The organism is Salmonella sp. SAL-020 (assembly GCF_017372215.1).
Classification (GTDB): domain Bacteria; phylum Pseudomonadota; class Gammaproteobacteria; order Enterobacterales; family Enterobacteriaceae; genus Salmonella; species Salmonella enterica.
The window spans coordinates 3,270,594-3,286,810 of sequence record NZ_CP071690.1 but is presented as its reverse complement, the minus strand read 5'-3'; the positions used below and the strand labels follow the sequence as shown (position 1 = coordinate 3,286,810).

Sequence of the window (16,217 nt, the reverse complement as noted above, 5' to 3'; positions counted from 1 at the left end):
TAACACTGTAATGTAAAAAATGGGTAACAATCCGGTTTTATCATGTTGTTGTGTTGTTAATTACGGTAAAGGTGTTATAGAAACAAAATGTAACATCTCTCTGGAACACCCAAACGGACAACAACTATGAATAAATCAGGGAAATACCTCGTCTGGACAGCGCTCTCAGTATTGGGTGCGTTTGCCCTGGGCTATATTGCGTTAAATCGTGGGGAACAGATCAACGCGCTATGGATCGTGGTGGCGTCGGTCTGTGTCTATCTTATTGCGTATCGTTTTTATGGGCTCTATATCGCCAAAAAAGTGCTGGCGGTTGACCCAACGCGTATGACGCCCGCGGTACGTCATAATGATGGTCTGGATTATGTCCCGACCGATAAAAAAGTGCTGTTCGGTCACCATTTTGCGGCCATTGCTGGCGCAGGTCCGCTGGTCGGGCCGGTACTGGCGGCGCAGATGGGCTATCTGCCGGGGATGATCTGGCTGCTGGCGGGCGTCGTGCTGGCGGGAGCGGTGCAGGACTTTATGGTGCTGTTCGTCTCGACCCGGCGCGATGGGCGTTCGCTTGGCGAGCTGGTTAAAGAGGAGATGGGCGCGACGGCAGGGGTGATCGCGCTGGTGGCCTGCTTTATGATCATGGTGATCATTCTGGCCGTCCTGGCGATGATCGTGGTGAAAGCGCTGACCCATAGCCCGTGGGGAACGTACACTGTCGCGTTCACTATTCCACTGGCGATTTTTATGGGCATCTACTTGCGTTATTTGCGTCCGGGGCGCATCGGCGAGGTGTCGGTCATTGGGCTGGTATTTCTTATTTTCGCTATTATTTCCGGCGGATGGGTGGCGGCAAGCCCAACCTGGGCGCCGTACTTTGATTTTACTGGCGTGCAGCTTACCTGGATGCTGGTGGGTTATGGTTTTGTCGCGGCGGTACTGCCGGTCTGGCTGCTGCTCGCGCCGCGTGATTACCTCTCTACCTTCCTGAAAATTGGTACGATTGTCGGTCTGGCGGTCGGGATTCTGATTATGCGTCCGACGCTGACTATGCCGGCGCTGACCAAATTTGTTGATGGTACCGGACCGGTCTGGACGGGCGACCTGTTCCCGTTCCTGTTTATTACCATCGCCTGCGGCGCGGTCTCCGGTTTCCATGCGCTCATCTCCTCCGGCACGACGCCGAAGATGTTGGCCAACGAAGGCCAGGCCTGCTTTATCGGCTACGGCGGGATGTTAATGGAATCTTTCGTCGCCATTATGGCGCTGGTCTCCGCCTGTATTATCGATCCGGGTGTTTACTTTGCGATGAATAGCCCGATGGCGGTACTGGCGCCAGCGGGGACAGCGGATGTCGTAGCTTCTGCCGCGCAGGTGGTCAGTAGTTGGGGTTTCGCTATCACGCCGGATACGTTACACCAGATTGCCAATGAAGTCGGCGAACAATCCATTATCTCCCGCGCAGGCGGAGCGCCAACGCTGGCGGTAGGGATGGCCTACATTTTACATGGCGCGTTGGGCGGCATGATGGATGTGGCGTTCTGGTATCACTTCGCCATTCTGTTTGAAGCGCTGTTTATTCTGACGGCGGTGGATGCGGGCACCCGTGCGGCGCGCTTTATGTTGCAGGATTTGTTGGGCGTAGTGTCGCCAGGGCTGAAACGTACCGATTCGTTGCCAGCGAACCTGCTTGCTACGGCATTGTGCGTGCTGGCGTGGGGGTATTTCCTCCATCAGGGCGTGGTCGATCCGTTGGGCGGTATTAACACCCTGTGGCCGCTGTTTGGCATCGCTAACCAGATGCTGGCGGGTATGGCGCTGATGCTTTGCGCCGTGGTACTGTTCAAAATGAAGCGTCAGCGTTATGCGTGGGTCGCGCTGGTGCCGACGGCCTGGCTGCTGATTTGTACGCTGACGGCGGGCTGGCAGAAAGCGTTTAGTCCGGATGCGAAAATCGGCTTCCTGGCCATTGCCAATAAGTTCCAGGCGATGATCGACAGCGGCAATATTCCGCCGCAGTACACCGAATCGCAACTCGCGCAGTTGGTATTCAATAACCGTCTGGATGCCGGGCTAACCATCTTCTTTATGGTGGTGGTCGTGGTGCTGGCGGTCTTCTCTATTAAGACGGCGCTGGCCGCTCTGAAGATTGATAAACCGACGGCGAATGAAACGCCGTATGAGCCGATGCCGGAAAATGTGGATGAGATCGTGACGCAGGCGAAAGGCGCGCACTAATCTTTTTACATCAATAGCCCTCTCCAGAATAAGGAGAGGGCATTTGAATGACAGGTGACAACGATGTTCGATACGCTTTCGAAAGCCGGAAAATATCTGGGACAGGCCGCAAAAATGATGATTGGCGTGCCAGACTACGACAACTATGTTGAGCATATGCGCATAACGCATCCGGATCAGACGCCGATGACCTATGAAGAATTTTTCCGCGAGCGGCAGGATGCGCGCTATGGTGGAAAAGGCGGCGCGCGTTGCTGCTGAGGGTTGCCAGGCCTGATAAACGCAACGTCACCAGGCTATATTCTGAAAAATTCAACTTTTTCAAACGCCGCACGCAGGGTGTCTGGCGTTAACGTCACCGGTAAATAGTGGATGGATTCGACCGGGCGCAGGGTATGCGCGATGACCCTATCGATCTCGGCGGTGTTATGAATATCCACGTCCAGTTCGCTAAGCCGGGCCGGCAGATGAAATCGCCGGTACGCTGTAATCAATTGCGCCAGCACGTCATCTTGTCCCAGTAGCGCGCTTTGCACCAGAATGCCATAAGCCACTTTCGTTCCGTGCAGGAATTTTTCCGTTTGCGGCAGAACGGTCAGACCGTTGTGTACCGCATGGGCGGCGGCGACACGGGTATAGCGTTCCCCGAGGCCGCCGACCATACCGCCGCCAGCGATAATCGCATCCACCACGTCGCAAAATGCCTGGGTCAGCCGACGCTGCTGTTTATCCGCTAATGCTTGTTCGCTGCTGGTCAGCAGGAGATCGCGAATAGCGCACGCGCTGTTAATGCCCAGTCTTACGGTCAATGGCAACGTTTCAGGCTGCGGCGCAAGCACAACGGCTTCATACCATTTCGCCAGCGTATCGCCAATGCCAGCTAACAGATAGTCATCGGGCGCCTGCAGAATAATGCGCGGTTCGACCAGCACCAGAAAATTGGCATCATCAAAAATTTCGAACTGTAACGCCTGTCCCGCGTCGTTATACCAGACGGAAAGCGGTGTCCAGGCGGCGCAGGTTGCCGCGATTGTCGGGATAGCGACAAACGGCAGCGCCAGACGGCGGGCGAGCGCTTTGGCGGTATCGAGCAGCGCGCCGCCGCCGACGCCTATCACCACCTGACGATCGTCGTTGCAGGCGTGCGCCAGTTGGGCAACATGGCGTTCGCTACAATGGCCGGTAAACGGCAGATGCTTTGCGCCAGCACGTTCAAACGCTTCCGGCAGGTAAGGCCGGGCGGCGGCAATCGCGCGTTCGCCGTACACCCAAACGGCGTGGGAAAGCTGTTCCGGCGTGAAAAAGTCGGTCAGTCTTTCGAGGCTTCCTGCATGGGAAAAATAATTCGCCGGGCCGGTAACGACGCGGATCTCAGTGTGGTTCATGTTGTGTTATCCTTAGGGTCTTCTCACCGTTGTTATTATATTTAGACATCTAAACGTCTTGATTGCCAAATACTAACACCCTGTGATAGTGTGTCAACAACCACATCACTGGCGGGTATGAAGATAATGAGAAATAACCCACTGATTCCAAAAAGCAAATTGCCAAATCTTGGTACCACGATTTTTACGCAAATGAGCGCGCTGGCGCAGAAACATCAGGCAATAAATTTATCGCAAGGCTTCCCTGATTTTGATGGTCCTCGTTATTTGCACGAGCGGTTGGCTTATCATGTCGCGCAGGGCGCGAATCAATATGCGCCGATGACGGGGGCGCAGGCGCTGCGGGAGGCCATTGCCGATAAAACGGCGGAAATATATGGTTATCGACCCGATGACGTCAGTGATATCACCGTCACAGCGGGCGCGACAGAAGCGCTGTATGCGGCGATTACCGCGCTGGTGCGGGCAGGGGATGAGGTTATCTGTTTCGATCCCAGTTACGACAGCTATGCCCCGGCCGTGGCGCTCTCCGGCGGAGTGTTAAAACGCATAGCGCTTACGCCGCCGCATTTTCGCGTCGACTGGCAGGCGTTTTCGGCGTTGCTTAGCGAGCGCACGCGACTGGTGATCCTCAATACGCCGCATAATCCCACCGCTACCGTCTGGCGCCAGGCGGATATCGAGGCGCTGTGGCAGGCTATCGGCGAGCGGGAAATTTATGTATTAAGCGATGAAGTGTACGAACATATTTGTTTTGCCGCCGAAGGTCATGCCAGCGTACTGGCGCACCCTCAGTTACGAGAGCGGGCGGTTGCCGTTTCATCGTTTGGTAAAACCTTTCATATGACAGGATGGAAGATTGGTTACTGCGTTGCGCCTGCGGCCATTAGCGCCGAAATACGCAAAGTTCATCAGTACCTGACGTTTTGCGTCAATACGCCGGCGCAACTGGCGCTGGCGGATATGCTGCGCGCCGCGCCGGAACACTATCGCGCGTTACCCGATTTTTACCGGAAAAAACGCGATGTGTTGGTTAACGCGCTGGCGCAAAGCCGATTAAAAGTGCTGCCCTGTGAAGGTACCTATTTTCTGTTAATCGATTACAGCGCAGTGTCGACGCTAAATGACGTTGAGTTTTGTCAGTGGCTAACCGAAGAAGTCGGTGTCGCCGCTATTCCGCTCTCTGTCTTTTGCGCCGCCCCTTTCCCGCATCAGCTTATACGTTTATGTTTCGCTAAACAGGAATCAACGCTGCCGGCCGCCGCAGAGCGCCTGTGTAAACTGTAGTTATTTAACCGTCCACGCTCTGGAGAATCGACGGTCTGCAAAAAGCTCCTGCAGGCCGTTGATCTGTTTCAGGCGCAGGACTTCATCGGCGTCCATACCTAACTCCTGGCCGATTTTGCTCTCGTCCCAGCCTAGCAGAGAAAGTTCGCGCACGATTTCTGACATGGCGTGGATCTGGTGGCGCCCGCGCGCGCGGTTATGCCGAATGGTTGCCGCCATGCGTTCGTGACGTTCTCTGTCCAGACACGTTATCGGCAGGTAGCCTTTCAGACGCCTTTTCAGGGCCGCTTTTCCTTTGCCCAGCTCATGACGGTGAAAACCGTCTACAATCTCGTACTCCTCCGTATTGGCCTTTACCACCACGATCGGCTGAGTAAACCCATCTTGTTCAATCGATTTAAGCAGCAGTTTTTTCTCCGGCGGCGCAACGTTATTCGGGTTGTAGTCATTAGGTGAAATATGATCGTTTTTCACCCACAGGACACAATCGACAGGCTCATCGCGAAAAGGACTAACGCTATGTATCGCCATTCTAAATTCATTAATGGCGGCGATCCTCTCCTCTTCAGGCAGTTCAGAGAGAAAGTGAGTTATTTCGGTTGTGAGTCGGTGTTGCATAAGATCCCCCATTCCTGGCGTTTAGCTTTCATACGTTCGTTATAACGCTGGTAATTCTTAGGTTTTGTCGGACTGAATGACAGCGCCCGGCACCAGTAATCATTGTTCAGTAATACTTTGCAGATCCGTCGCCACGACGGAATATCGCGCGATCCGATATCGCCATGCTGCGTTTGTGAAATGGTGTGCATGCCTTTTTTCTTATACCACTGCAAATAAACGGCGATTTTATTACGGTAATGTTCGGCAGTGACTTCAGGCATACTGTGTAGCAGGAGCAGCGCGTACTCTTCCCAGTTAAGGTGATCGGGTTTTAAAATTTTCCGGTGGCCGTAAAAATGGCTGTCTTGTCCGGCGTATATTCCTCCGCTGAGTGCGCCGCTGACTCTGGCGCACATGGCCGCCCAGCGCTCAGGTTCGATAACATGATACAGCCATAACCCCTGTCGTTGTTCCGGGCCGAACGGTTCGCAAATACGCATGTAACGGGGCGGTACTCCAGCCTGATACATCAAATTATACAAAGGGTTACATGGTTTACCTGTTTTGGCGAACCAGGTCCAGATATCTGCGGTTTTCCAGTCATAGATGGGATAGATATACCAGGTGTGCCCTTTAGGGGCTAACGTGGTCCAGGGCTTATCGTCGGCAAAGCGCTGCTTATGCGAGTTAGCGATAGCGGCAAATCGGTTATAGGATTCGTCGGAACGAATACCGACCAGCATAGCGGCAGGACGTTTTTCTGAAAACCAGTCGGCAAAATCGCGAACGAACTGTTCAAAGGTCATGCCGTGTTGATAAAAGGAAAAAAAGGCCGGATCGGTAATCGCATCTTCTGGCGGTTGTCGTACCCAGTCGGTACCCGGCTGCCAACACTGCCACTCCGGCTGGTATTGTGAAAGGGAATTTTGTGTGGTTAAGGGTAATGCGACCCAATAAAAACGCTCAATAACGTCCGCGTAGTATTCACGTAACGATTCAATATAGGCGATGGTACAGGAGAATTGCGCTTCCCAGTCAATGAAGAGAACATGGATCTTTTTATTCATTTTGCGCGCCAACGTTGCCGTCAGGTGCAACATAAGTCCTGAATCTTTACCACCAGAAAATGAGACGCAGACCCGGGGTAAGGTTTCCAGGGTCCACATTATACGCTCTTGAGCCGCTTCCAGAACATTTTGCTCGAGCGGAACTTTATAAACCGACATCTCTGGATAGTCTCCGATGTGTTAACTACAGTATATTCGAAATAATTAACATAAAGGATAAGCAGATTAGATGAACTTGCAATGCTTTATTATATTTGTAAAATAAATATATTCCATAAACATATACATTAAATTTATATTAATATCCGTTATCTGACCTTCTTATTAATGTTTTTTTGTGATGTGCTCAATGAGCTCAGCAAATCCGCTATTATTCAGCGAAGCCCTATTATACATAAGATAGAATTGTATGGGAGCAATGGTAAAAGGTATGGTGACTTTTTTAAGTTTGATAGAGGAAGAGTAATAGTCAAAAAATGTTTGTGGTAAAAAACCAATAAGCTCCGTGGAGCTGATAGAGTTGGCGATGGTCATCAGCGATTTGCTTCTGAAACCAATTATTCTTTCCCCCAGCACATCATCCATAAGTGAATGATATTCTTTCATACCGGTTGCCCGGGAGACGAGTTGCGTAAATGACTCTTGTAGAATTTCGTCGATAGTGGCGGTGTCGCCTAGTCGGGGATGGTTTTCACTGCAAACCAGGATGCATTCTAGCCTATTAAAGTGAGTACAAACAATAGAACGATTATTCAGTGGGGCCATTGAAACCACAATATCTGCTTTGCGGTAGGCAAGCAGATCTTCAGGCAGTTCGTCAGTGGTCAAAATGTCGTGATGTTCAATTTCAACCTGTGGATCTTTGCGGATATATTTAACTAATTTCATCACATATTGGGTGATCAACAGCTGTGGGCTGTAGATAATAAATTTTTTCTTCAGGCTGGACTGATTCATTATATTAATAGTTTGTTCCAGGCTGTTAAGATTATTTTCTAAATGATAATGTAAATTAATGCCTGTTACGGTAGGCGTAATTCCTTTGCCTGAACGAATAAATAGAGGGTCGTTGAATTGCGTGCGCAGGCGTTGCAATGACTGGCTTACGGCAGAAGGTGTAATATAGAGTGTTTCTGCTGCTTTGCTAATGCTTAAATGTTGATAGATACATTCAAATATAACCAACAGGTTAAGATCGAATTTTTTAAGGTCGTAAAGGTTAGCCATAGTATGTTCCCGGCATTATCATGGTATCTTCCATGATTATGACTTAATCTCAATAATTTACCAGAGTTATGTTTATTAAACTTAATGTAGAGTTTATTTAAACTAAAATACCACAGTTATGAATATTTTAGCGAGTAAATAATTACAGTAAAGGCGGACATAACGTACACTTTTATAACCACGCCGTTAGTCTAAAAAGGCTGTGTCGGATGACATGCTGGTCTGGCGTCGCGTTAATGCCAGTCAGAGGTTGGCCCGACAAACGTAGCGCTATCGGGCGTGGTACGGTTAAGCTCCAGCTTTGCTAATTTCTGCGTTAAGGCTGCCCCATCATGGCGTCCAGTTGCGCTTTTTCCGGTAAACCCACAACCTGTTGCAAAATCTTATCTTTATTCATGTAATAAATTGCTGGCGTCGCGTTAGCGCCAAGATCGTCCATTAGCTGCTGATTCTGATTAATGACTTTCATCTGCGCCGGGGGGATGGACGCCGGAACCTCCAGCTTCATCTTTCCTGCGGAGGCTTCATAGTCATGCCAGGTTTTCGCCGGGTCTTTCGCGGCTAAAATCGCTGCGGCTGTGGCCGGGCTTTCCGGTTTAATCACGCCGACCAGTAATGTGCGTAATTGTACCTTGCCGGATTCGACCCACGGACGAGCTTGTTGCCAAAACTGCTTACAATAGGGGCAGAAAGGGTCGGCGAAGACATACAGCACCACCGGCGCGTCTTTTTTACCGTCGAGTATCCATGACGCTTTTTCCATTTTCTGCCACATTTCACGTCCGGCCGGTGCATAGATCTCTTTTTCTATCAGGGCGTTGCTAAGATTTTCGCCTTTTTCATTATACATATAGCCGGAAATCGCGTGTTTACCGTCCGGCGTCAGGTAAATCGTGACGCCCATATCCTGATACTTTCCGAGATAGCCCTTCATGCCCCCCGGCGCCTCGAAGGATTTCAGGATAGTTATACCCTGTTTTTCAATGGCTTTAACCGGCGCAGGCAGTTCTTCCGCGTGGGCGAGAATGGGCAGCATAGCAAGCAGCAATGTACGTTTAATCATATTTTTTCCTTTTAATATCAAAGCGAAAAGAGTATTAATGATGATGCCTATCACAGACATAGGTAAGAGCTGGCGTGCCAGGATTGCCCTTTCTGTGCTGGGGTGATGTAATCCTTTTCGCTGTTACAGCCTTTGTTAAGGTAATGTAGAGCGCAACACTTAGCCAGCATATACGCTATGGATTTCGAGTTGCAGACAATACGTCTGTAATTTGCAAGACGAGTCGTACTGGCTCTGAAGTTACCTACGGGTAGTTCAGGTAATGGGGCCGCCTGTCAGGCGGCCTTTTTACTTTAGATGGCTGACAGGGCGCAGTGTTCACAATGTCGCCCGAAACGGGTTGTTAGTTAACGCTTATTGATTTGATAATGGAAACGCATTAGCCGAATCAGCAAAATTTCGTTAACTTACTCCTCAACGAAAACACGGAGGAAGTATAGATGTCCTTAATTAACACCAAAATCAAACCTTTCAAAAACCAGGCGTTCAAAAACGGTGAATTCATTGAAGTCACCGAGAAAGATACCGAAGGCCGCTGGAGCGTCTTCTTCTTCTACCCGGCCGATTTTACCTTTGTTTGCCCGACTGAACTGGGTGACGTTGCCGACCATTACGAAGAACTGCAGAAGCTGGGCGTAGACGTTTATTCCGTCTCAACCGATACTCACTTCACGCACAAAGCATGGCACAGCAGCTCTGAAACTATCGCAAAAATCAAATATGCGATGATCGGCGACCCGACTGGCGCCCTGACCCGTAACTTCGACAACATGCGTGAAGACGAAGGTTTGGCAGACCGTGCAACCTTTGTTGTTGACCCGCAGGGTATCATCCAGGCGATCGAAGTTACCGCTGAAGGTATCGGCCGTGACGCGTCTGACCTGCTGCGTAAAATTAAAGCAGCACAGTACGTTGCCGCTCACCCAGGCGAAGTATGCCCGGCGAAATGGAAAGAAGGCGAAGCGACTCTGGCTCCATCTTTAGACCTGGTCGGTAAAATCTAAATTTCCGTCGTCTTTCACGCCATAGCTGCGTTGGCGTCGCCTGCTCACCCCGGTCACTTACTTCAGTAAGCTCCCGGGGATTCTCAGGCTAGCCGCCTTACTCTGACGTGAAATACTTTGGAAATTGTTTCAGTCATGGGCGCACCCGCGCCCATTTCATTTCAGCACCATGACGCAAGTTGCATTAATGCAGTCCCGCGAAGTCGGCTTGCATGATGATGTTTTCAGAGAGGGAAGAAGAATGCTCGACACAAATATGAAAACCCAGCTCAGGGCTTACCTTGAGAAACTGACCAAACCTGTTGAGCTGATTGCCACGCTGGATGACAGCGCTAAATCGGCGGAAATCAAGGAACTGCTGGCTGAAATCGCCGAGCTGTCCGACAAAGTCACGTTTAAAGAAGACAATACTCTGCCGGTGCGCAAGCCGTCTTTCCTGATTACGAATCCAGGTTCTCAGCAAGGGCCGCGCTTTGCCGGTTCTCCGCTGGGCCACGAATTTACCTCGCTGGTTTTGGCGCTGCTGTGGACCGGCGGTCATCCGTCAAAAGAAGCGCAGTCGCTGCTGGAGCAGATTCGCGATATTGACGGCGATTTTGAATTCGAAACTTATTATTCACTCTCCTGCCATAACTGCCCGGACGTAGTGCAGGCGCTGAACCTGATGGCGGTGCTGAACCCGCGTATTAAACATACGGCAATTGATGGCGGCACCTTCCAGAACGAAATCACCGAACGTAACGTGATGGGCGTTCCGGCGGTGTTTGTCAACGGTAAAGAGTTCGGCCAGGGACGTATGACTCTGACCGAGATTGTCGCTAAAGTGGATACTGGCGCAGAAAAACGTGCGGCGGAAGCGCTGAACAAACGCGATGCGTATGACGTGCTGATTGTCGGCTCCGGCCCGGCGGGCGCGGCGGCGGCGGTCTACTCGGCGCGCAAAGGCATCCGTACCGGTCTGATGGGCGAGCGCTTCGGCGGTCAGGTGCTGGATACCGTGGATATCGAAAACTATATCTCGGTGCCGAAAACCGAAGGCCAGAAACTGGCGGGCGCGCTGAAAGCGCATGTCAGCGATTACGACGTTGACGTTATCGACAGCCAGAGCGCAAGTAAACTGGTTCCGGCAGCGGCAGAAGGCGGCCTGCATCAGATTGAAACGGCGTCCGGCGCAGTCTTGAAAGCGCGCAGTATCATCATCGCCACCGGCGCGAAATGGCGCAATATGAATGTGCCGGGCGAGGATCAGTATCGCACCAAAGGCGTCACCTATTGTCCGCACTGCGACGGTCCGTTATTTAAAGGGAAGCGTGTGGCGGTCATCGGCGGCGGCAACTCTGGCGTTGAAGCGGCTATCGATCTGGCAGGTATTGTAGAACACGTTACGTTGCTGGAGTTCGCGCCGGAGATGAAGGCGGATCAGGTGCTACAGGACAAAGTGCGTAGCCTGAAAAATGTCGATATCATTTTGAATGCGCAAACGACAGAAGTGAAGGGCGACGGTTCGAAAGTGGTGGGGCTGGAGTATCGTGACCGTGTCAGCGGCGATATTCATAGCGTCGCGCTGGCAGGGATTTTTGTGCAGATTGGTCTGTTGCCGAATACCCACTGGCTGGAAGGCGCGCTTGAGCGTAACCGCATGGGCGAGATCATTATTGACGCCAAATGTGAAACCAGCGTTAAGGGCGTCTTCGCTGCAGGCGATTGCACCACCGTTCCTTACAAACAGATTATCATCGCCACAGGCGAAGGGGCGAAAGCCTCGTTGAGCGCCTTTGATTATCTGATTCGTACCAAAATCGCATAAAAAGAAGTAAGCACACCTGCAAGGCCAGTTAACTGGCCATCGTAAATGGCCCGATAGTGTAAGCTATTCGGGCCTGCGGTGTTTATGCCTGGGGAACGCCACTGGGTAAAACACCTTCTTCATTATCAATACTCTGAAACCGTCTGTTAATAACAGACGGTTTTTTATTTCAACGGTCTTCTGTTTTTAAACTTTGAAACAATAAAAAAGCCTTCTACGGATTTAACTGGAATTTTTCTGTTTTTTTATCAAAGAAAGATTAAGCGCTTCCGCTAACATGCCCATTCTTTTTTCTTGATTTATATTGCATTTGTATGTGAGGTTATTTATTCATGGATTCAATCTATGAATCACTGACGGAATTAGAAAAAACAGGGCTTACATTGCGTGATTTTTTTAATTCTCATGATAGTCATTCACTGAAATCTGCCTACGTGAGATTAAATCCCTCTGCTGCGGTAAACCTTACCGACCGGGCGTGGCTGGAAGCGGAGTATGACTTTAATGCGCTATTCGTCGGTCCTGGCAAGCTGCTGGCTGCGCCTTTCGCTTCAGTGTATCTGGAGGACGATGCGCTGGTGATGGGAAAGGCGACGCTGGAGATACGGGAGTTTATGGCAGCGTTGGGATTATCGGTTAATCAGGAGAGCAATATTCCTGACGATCATATTTCCTGCGTGCTGGAGTTGACCACACTATTACTGGCTAATACCCGGCAAACGTCACCATACCGATCTACTCTCACTCAATATATCAATAACTATTTAACAAAGTGGGTGCCATTATATATCGAAAAAATAAAAACTCATGCACAAACGACCACGTTATATACGGTGGCGGACATCTTATTTTATTGGCTTGATGAATTAAAACGAGAGTATCAATATGAGTAATGAGACAGGACATCTGAACAGACGTTCTTTTTTAAAGGGGATAGTGGCACTGGGCGCCGTTGCGGCTTTACCCGGAGGATTACTGACCTCCCGATGCGCGCTTGCGCAGCCGCCTGTTCCCTTTAACCCTAAAACGTACAAAATTTATCGTAACGCGTGTCCGCGTAACTGCTATGACACCTGTAGCCTCAAGACATGGGTAAAGGACGGGGTCATTACTTTCGTGGAAGGCGCGCCGGAATCAACATTTACTCACGGTACCCCTTGCGTCAAAGGGTTAAGCTATCCGCGCCGGGTTTATAGCCCCGATCGTATTAAATATCCCATGGCGCAGGACGTTCGCGGTAGCGGCAACTGGCGTCGCATCTCATGGGAAGAGGCGATGCAGCGCATTGCCGCCAAAATGCTGGAGATTAAGAAAAAAGACGGTTCTATGCTCGGTCTGGCGCTGACCAAATATTCCGGTAAGTTTGGCGTGCTGAACTATGCCGTTGAAGGGATGATGTCCTCGCTTGGCTACACCACCCGTTTTGCCGGTACGCCGTGCTGGCCTGCCGGTATCGACGCGCAAAACTACGACATGGGCGACATGTGGTGTAACGACCCGGAAGATATGGTGAAAGCGAAATACATCATTATCTGGGGCGCCAACCCGGCCTGGTGCTCAATGCACAGCATGAAGTACATCTATCAGGCGCGCGAGAAAGGGGCGAAGGTCGTGGTTATCGACCCGCTGCTGTCGCAGACTGCCGCCAAAGCCGATCTCTACCTGCGCGTACGGCCTGGCTCAGACGGCGCTCTGGCGCTGGGGATGGCGCGTCATCTGGTGGATAAAGGCCTGGTGGATCAGGACTTTGTCAACAACGATGCTCATGGCTATCCGGAATTTGAAGCCTATCTGCGTAATAACGTCACCGTGGAGTGGGCGGCAGAAATCTGCGGCCTGTCTGCGGATGTCATTCGCCAACTGGCGGAAGAGTTTACGGCGGTTAAGCCGGCCACGGTCTGGATTGGTTACGGGATGCAGCGTCATGTCAACGGCGGCGCCAACGTTCGCGCTATCGATGCCTTTGTCGCTATGTCCGGCAACATCGGTGTCGAAGGCGGCGGCGCGCGTTATGGCCATCTGCATACCTGGGGCTTTAACTATAACGCCATGCTGCAGAAGCCGCCGGTGGGCGCTATTGGCATACCGGGAGCGGCGGGCACCACCAGTGAATTCGGGGCTGCCGCTGGCAGCGACGCCGTGCAGTACTCCGATCGCTCTCTGAATATCAACCAGACGGCGCAGGGGATTCTGGAGGCCAACGATCCGCCGGTTCGTATGCTGTGGGTCGCCTGTAAAAACCCGTTTGCCCAGGATTTCGATCGCAGCAAGATGAAAAAAGCGTTTGAAAAACTGGAAATGGTGGTCTGCGCCGATCAGTTCTTCAACGAAACGGTGCAACACGCTGATATCGTGCTGCCCGTTACCACCGCGTTTGAAGAGTGGAACGTGGATGCTTCTTACTGGCACTACTGGCTTTCCATTAATCAGCCGGCGATTAAGCCGATGTATGAAGCAAAATGCGACCTTGAAATCGCTACCATGCTGTCGCGCACCATTAATAAGATGGCGCCGGGTTCCTGTACCTTCCCGCAAGAGTTCGATCACAAGCGCTGGCTGGATCAGGAGTTCAACGACGGTATGGCGAAAATGTTTGGCATCTCTTCCTGGGACGATCTGCTGGACGGGCCGAAAAAAGCGATCCTGCCAAGTTCTGCCGCCTGGTACGACCGCAAGTTCAAAACGCCGTCAGGCAAGTATGAATTTAAATCTGAACTGGCGGAGAAAAACGGCCATACCGCGCTGCCGGAATACAAACCGGAAGCCGAGAGCAAACTGCCTTTCCATCTGTTTACGCCGCACGTGCAGTTTGGCCTGCACTCGCAGTTTATCAACCTGGACTGGATGCAGGTGTTCTACCCGGAACCGTTCGTTTATATCCATCCTTCTTCCGCACAGAAAAAAGGCATCAGCGAGAACGATCTGGTCAAAGTTTTCAATGGCACCGGTGAAGTTGAGCTGCGGGCAAAAGTCACCACCAACGTGCCGGAAGATTTTCTGGTGATGTATGAAGCGTGGTTCCCGAAACGGCAGTACAACGTGCAAAACGTCGTGGCCGATACGCCTGCTGATATGGGGCTGATGAAAACTGGCGCGCCGGGCGCCGCTATCCACAGTCAGTTTGCTGACGTTGTATTGATCGGTAAAGGGGAGTCCGTAGCATGAGACGTGCGTTTTTAGTGAATAGCGATAAGTGCATCGGCTGCCGTGGCTGTGCTATGGCGTGTAAAAGCTTTAACCAACTGGAGCCGGATCGCTTCTGGCGCTACGTTTATCCGTTGGATAAAGACATCTATCCACATGAAGAGCGGGCGTTTTACTCGCTGGCCTGTAACCACTGCGAACATCCGGCCTGCGTCGCCGCCTGTCCGGTCGAAGCCTATACCAAACGTGAAGATGGCGTGGTGGTGCATAACCCTGAGCGCTGCATTGGCTGCAAAAACTGTATTCGTAACTGTCCTTATGGCGCGCCGCGTTTTAATGAAGAGACGCGTAAAGCGGAAAAATGCAGTATGTGCTACGAGCGTCTTGATATCGGTATGAATCCGGCGTGCGTAAACGCCTGCCCGGTGGGCGCCTTGTCGATTATCGATTTGGATTCCGATCCTGTGCCCGATAATGCGGTGCAGTATCCGCCAGGGTTCCCGCATATGCCACAGCTCAATCCAGGAACGCGCTTTATTCTGGCGCGCCAGCCTAAGCAGCCGGAGGACAAGTAATGGAAAAATATGAACTGCCGCTGGTGTTTTTTACGGTATTAAGCCAGATGTCTGTCGGGATGGCTTTGGTACTGACATGGCGTACGCTGCGTGGTGAAGTGGAAGGCCAGCGTTTCTATTGGTTGGCCACCGGGCTGGTGCTGGCATTGGCGTCTATTGCCGCGATTCTGCATCTGGCGCATCCCGATCGCGCTTATGATGCGCTGATTAACCTGCGACATGCCTGGTTAAGTCGGGAAATCCTTGGCGCCACGTTGTTTGGCGCAGCGGTCGGCGTAACTTTCCTGGCAAAGGGACATAAAGCGATGGCTCTTATCGCCTCCGTGTTCGGCGTGTTACTGGTGGCGGTGCAGGGGATGACCTACGCCGCGCCAGCGATGGTAGCTATCGCTAATGGATTTACCATGCTGTTATTTTTTATTACGGTATGGGTCATGGGTTGCGCGGCGATTCCGCTGTTAAGACTCAGGCCTGCCGTTCCTGCGTTACGCCAGGGAATTGTGGTGTGTACCGCGGTACTTATCGCGGCGCCGCTGGTGTGGTTAAGCGGGGGAACGGTCATGCAGATGACGGCGCGTTCATGGCTGGCTTCCCCGTTTTATCTGGCAAGCCTGGTTTGCCTTGCGCTCGCTTTTGTCGCCAGCCGTCACGGTGATTCGCGCCCGAAACTCCTGTTCGTCTTGTTATTCGTTGGCGTATTTCTGAGCCGGCTGGTCTTTTTTGGCGACACGGTGAGTACTATTGTGAATATCGGGCATTTGTATTAACGATGATGCAGTAAAAAGCCCTGCCAGGCGTGACCTGGCAGGGCGTGTCAGTTTTTAGC

At 51.6% G+C, this 16,217-nt stretch carries 14 protein-coding genes; 9 read left to right on the top strand and 5 right to left on the bottom strand.

Annotated elements, in window-relative coordinates; genetic code table 11:
• Nucleotides 1–126: 126 nt before the first annotated feature.
• A complete protein-coding gene (gene cstA, locus J1G48_RS16125) occupies nt 127–2,232 on the top strand; it encodes a pyruvate/proton symporter CstA (protein WP_001043108.1) in 2,106 nt (701 codons plus the stop codon).
• 63 nt (nt 2,233–2,295) lie between these two features.
• Entirely contained in the window at nt 2,296–2,493 is a 198-nt protein-coding gene (locus J1G48_RS16120) for a YbdD/YjiX family protein (RefSeq protein ID WP_000460619.1), read from the top strand.
• A 35-nt stretch (nt 2,494–2,528) separates the two neighbouring features.
• Here J1G48_RS16120 and J1G48_RS16115 read toward each other — a convergent pair whose 3' ends face one another.
• Nucleotides 2,529–3,617, bottom strand: coding sequence for an oxidoreductase (locus J1G48_RS16115; RefSeq protein WP_001016849.1), 1,089 nt, complete (start codon nt 3,615–3,617; stop codon nt 2,529–2,531).
• A gap of 126 nt (nt 3,618–3,743) precedes the next feature.
• Here J1G48_RS16115 and J1G48_RS16110 point away from each other — a divergent pair, with 126 nt between their 5' ends.
• Nucleotides 3,744–4,904 (top strand): pyridoxal phosphate-dependent aminotransferase, encoded by a 1,161-nt coding sequence (locus tag J1G48_RS16110; protein WP_001245593.1) that lies wholly within the window; start codon nt 3,744–3,746, stop codon nt 4,902–4,904.
• Here J1G48_RS16110 and J1G48_RS16105 read toward each other — a convergent pair whose 3' ends face one another.
• The 4 genes from J1G48_RS16105 to dsbG form a co-directional block, all read right to left on the bottom strand.
• Nucleotides 4,905–5,522 carry a ParB/RepB/Spo0J family partition protein gene (locus J1G48_RS16105; RefSeq protein WP_001164756.1) on the bottom strand — a complete coding sequence of 206 codons (618 nt, stop codon included), beginning with the start codon at nt 5,520–5,522 and terminating at the stop codon, nt 4,905–4,907. It lies immediately after the preceding gene.
• On the bottom strand, nt 5,495–6,730 hold the full coding sequence (locus J1G48_RS16100; protein ID WP_000118140.1) for a phosphoadenosine phosphosulfate reductase: 1,236 nt from the start codon (nt 6,728–6,730) through the stop codon (nt 5,495–5,497). The genes J1G48_RS16105 and J1G48_RS16100 overlap by 28 nt, the downstream gene beginning before the upstream one ends.
• A gap of 165 nt (nt 6,731–6,895) precedes the next feature.
• Nucleotides 6,896–7,798, bottom strand: a complete 903-nt coding sequence (locus J1G48_RS16095; RefSeq protein ID WP_000002497.1) for a LysR family transcriptional regulator — start codon at nt 7,796–7,798, stop codon at nt 6,896–6,898.
• A 316-nt stretch (nt 7,799–8,114) separates the two neighbouring features.
• Nucleotides 8,115–8,861, bottom strand: coding sequence for a thiol:disulfide interchange protein DsbG (dsbG, locus tag J1G48_RS16090; RefSeq protein WP_000597122.1), 747 nt, complete (start codon nt 8,859–8,861; stop codon nt 8,115–8,117).
• Between the two features lie 440 nt (nt 8,862–9,301).
• Here dsbG and ahpC point away from each other — a divergent pair, with 440 nt between their 5' ends.
• The 6 genes from ahpC (at nt 9,302) to J1G48_RS16060 (ending at nt 16,158) form a co-directional block, all read left to right on the top strand.
• Nucleotides 9,302–9,865, top strand: coding sequence for an alkyl hydroperoxide reductase subunit C (ahpC, locus tag J1G48_RS16085; RefSeq protein WP_000052802.1), 564 nt, complete (start codon nt 9,302–9,304; stop codon nt 9,863–9,865).
• A gap of 241 nt (nt 9,866–10,106) precedes the next feature.
• Nucleotides 10,107–11,672 (top strand): alkyl hydroperoxide reductase subunit F, encoded by a 1,566-nt coding sequence (gene ahpF, locus J1G48_RS16080; protein WP_000887641.1) that lies wholly within the window; start codon nt 10,107–10,109, stop codon nt 11,670–11,672.
• Between the two features lie 332 nt (nt 11,673–12,004).
• Complete coding sequence (locus tag J1G48_RS16075) at nt 12,005–12,565, top strand: molecular chaperone (protein ID WP_000377428.1); 561 nt, start codon at nt 12,005–12,007, stop codon at nt 12,563–12,565.
• The gene (locus tag J1G48_RS16070) at nt 12,558–14,837 is read left to right on the top strand and encodes a molybdopterin-dependent oxidoreductase (RefSeq protein WP_000064319.1); all 2,280 of its coding nucleotides are present in this window, start codon (nt 12,558–12,560) and stop codon (nt 14,835–14,837) included. Before J1G48_RS16075 ends, J1G48_RS16070 begins: the two co-directional genes overlap by 8 nt.
• Nucleotides 14,834–15,391 carry a 4Fe-4S dicluster domain-containing protein gene (locus J1G48_RS16065; RefSeq protein WP_001250383.1) on the top strand — a complete coding sequence of 186 codons (558 nt, stop codon included), beginning with the start codon at nt 14,834–14,836 and terminating at the stop codon, nt 15,389–15,391. The genes J1G48_RS16070 and J1G48_RS16065 overlap by 4 nt, the downstream gene beginning before the upstream one ends.
• Nucleotides 15,391–16,158 (top strand): dimethyl sulfoxide reductase anchor subunit family protein, encoded by a 768-nt coding sequence (locus tag J1G48_RS16060; protein WP_000417098.1) that lies wholly within the window; start codon nt 15,391–15,393, stop codon nt 16,156–16,158. Before J1G48_RS16065 ends, J1G48_RS16060 begins: the two co-directional genes overlap by 1 nt.
• The last annotated feature ends 59 nt before the right edge of the window (nt 16,159–16,217 follow it).

Bases quoted from the DNA above. Each gene is read 5' to 3' on its own strand.
- cstA (WP_001043108.1), top strand. From the start codon at position 127: ATGAATAAATCAGGGAAATACCTCGTCTGGACAGCGCTCTCAGTATTG.
- J1G48_RS16120 (WP_000460619.1), top strand. From the start codon at position 2,296: ATGTTCGATACGCTTTCGAAAGCCGGAAAATATCTGGGACAGGCCGCA.
- J1G48_RS16115 (WP_001016849.1), bottom strand. From the start codon at position 3,617: ATGAACCACACTGAGATCCGCGTCGTTACCGGCCCGGCGAATTATTTT.
- J1G48_RS16110 (WP_001245593.1), top strand. From the start codon at position 3,744: ATGAGAAATAACCCACTGATTCCAAAAAGCAAATTGCCAAATCTTGGT.
- J1G48_RS16105 (WP_001164756.1), bottom strand. From the start codon at position 5,522: ATGCAACACCGACTCACAACCGAAATAACTCACTTTCTCTCTGAACTG.
- J1G48_RS16100 (WP_000118140.1), bottom strand. From the start codon at position 6,730: ATGTCGGTTTATAAAGTTCCGCTCGAGCAAAATGTTCTGGAAGCGGCT.
- J1G48_RS16095 (WP_000002497.1), bottom strand. From the start codon at position 7,798: ATGGCTAACCTTTACGACCTTAAAAAATTCGATCTTAACCTGTTGGTT.
- dsbG (WP_000597122.1), bottom strand. From the start codon at position 8,861: ATGATTAAACGTACATTGCTGCTTGCTATGCTGCCCATTCTCGCCCAC.
- ahpC (WP_000052802.1), top strand. From the start codon at position 9,302: ATGTCCTTAATTAACACCAAAATCAAACCTTTCAAAAACCAGGCGTTC.
- ahpF (WP_000887641.1), top strand. From the start codon at position 10,107: ATGCTCGACACAAATATGAAAACCCAGCTCAGGGCTTACCTTGAGAAA.
- J1G48_RS16075 (WP_000377428.1), top strand. From the start codon at position 12,005: ATGGATTCAATCTATGAATCACTGACGGAATTAGAAAAAACAGGGCTT.
- J1G48_RS16070 (WP_000064319.1), top strand. From the start codon at position 12,558: ATGAGTAATGAGACAGGACATCTGAACAGACGTTCTTTTTTAAAGGGG.
- J1G48_RS16065 (WP_001250383.1), top strand. From the start codon at position 14,834: ATGAGACGTGCGTTTTTAGTGAATAGCGATAAGTGCATCGGCTGCCGT.
- J1G48_RS16060 (WP_000417098.1), top strand. From the start codon at position 15,391: ATGGAAAAATATGAACTGCCGCTGGTGTTTTTTACGGTATTAAGCCAG.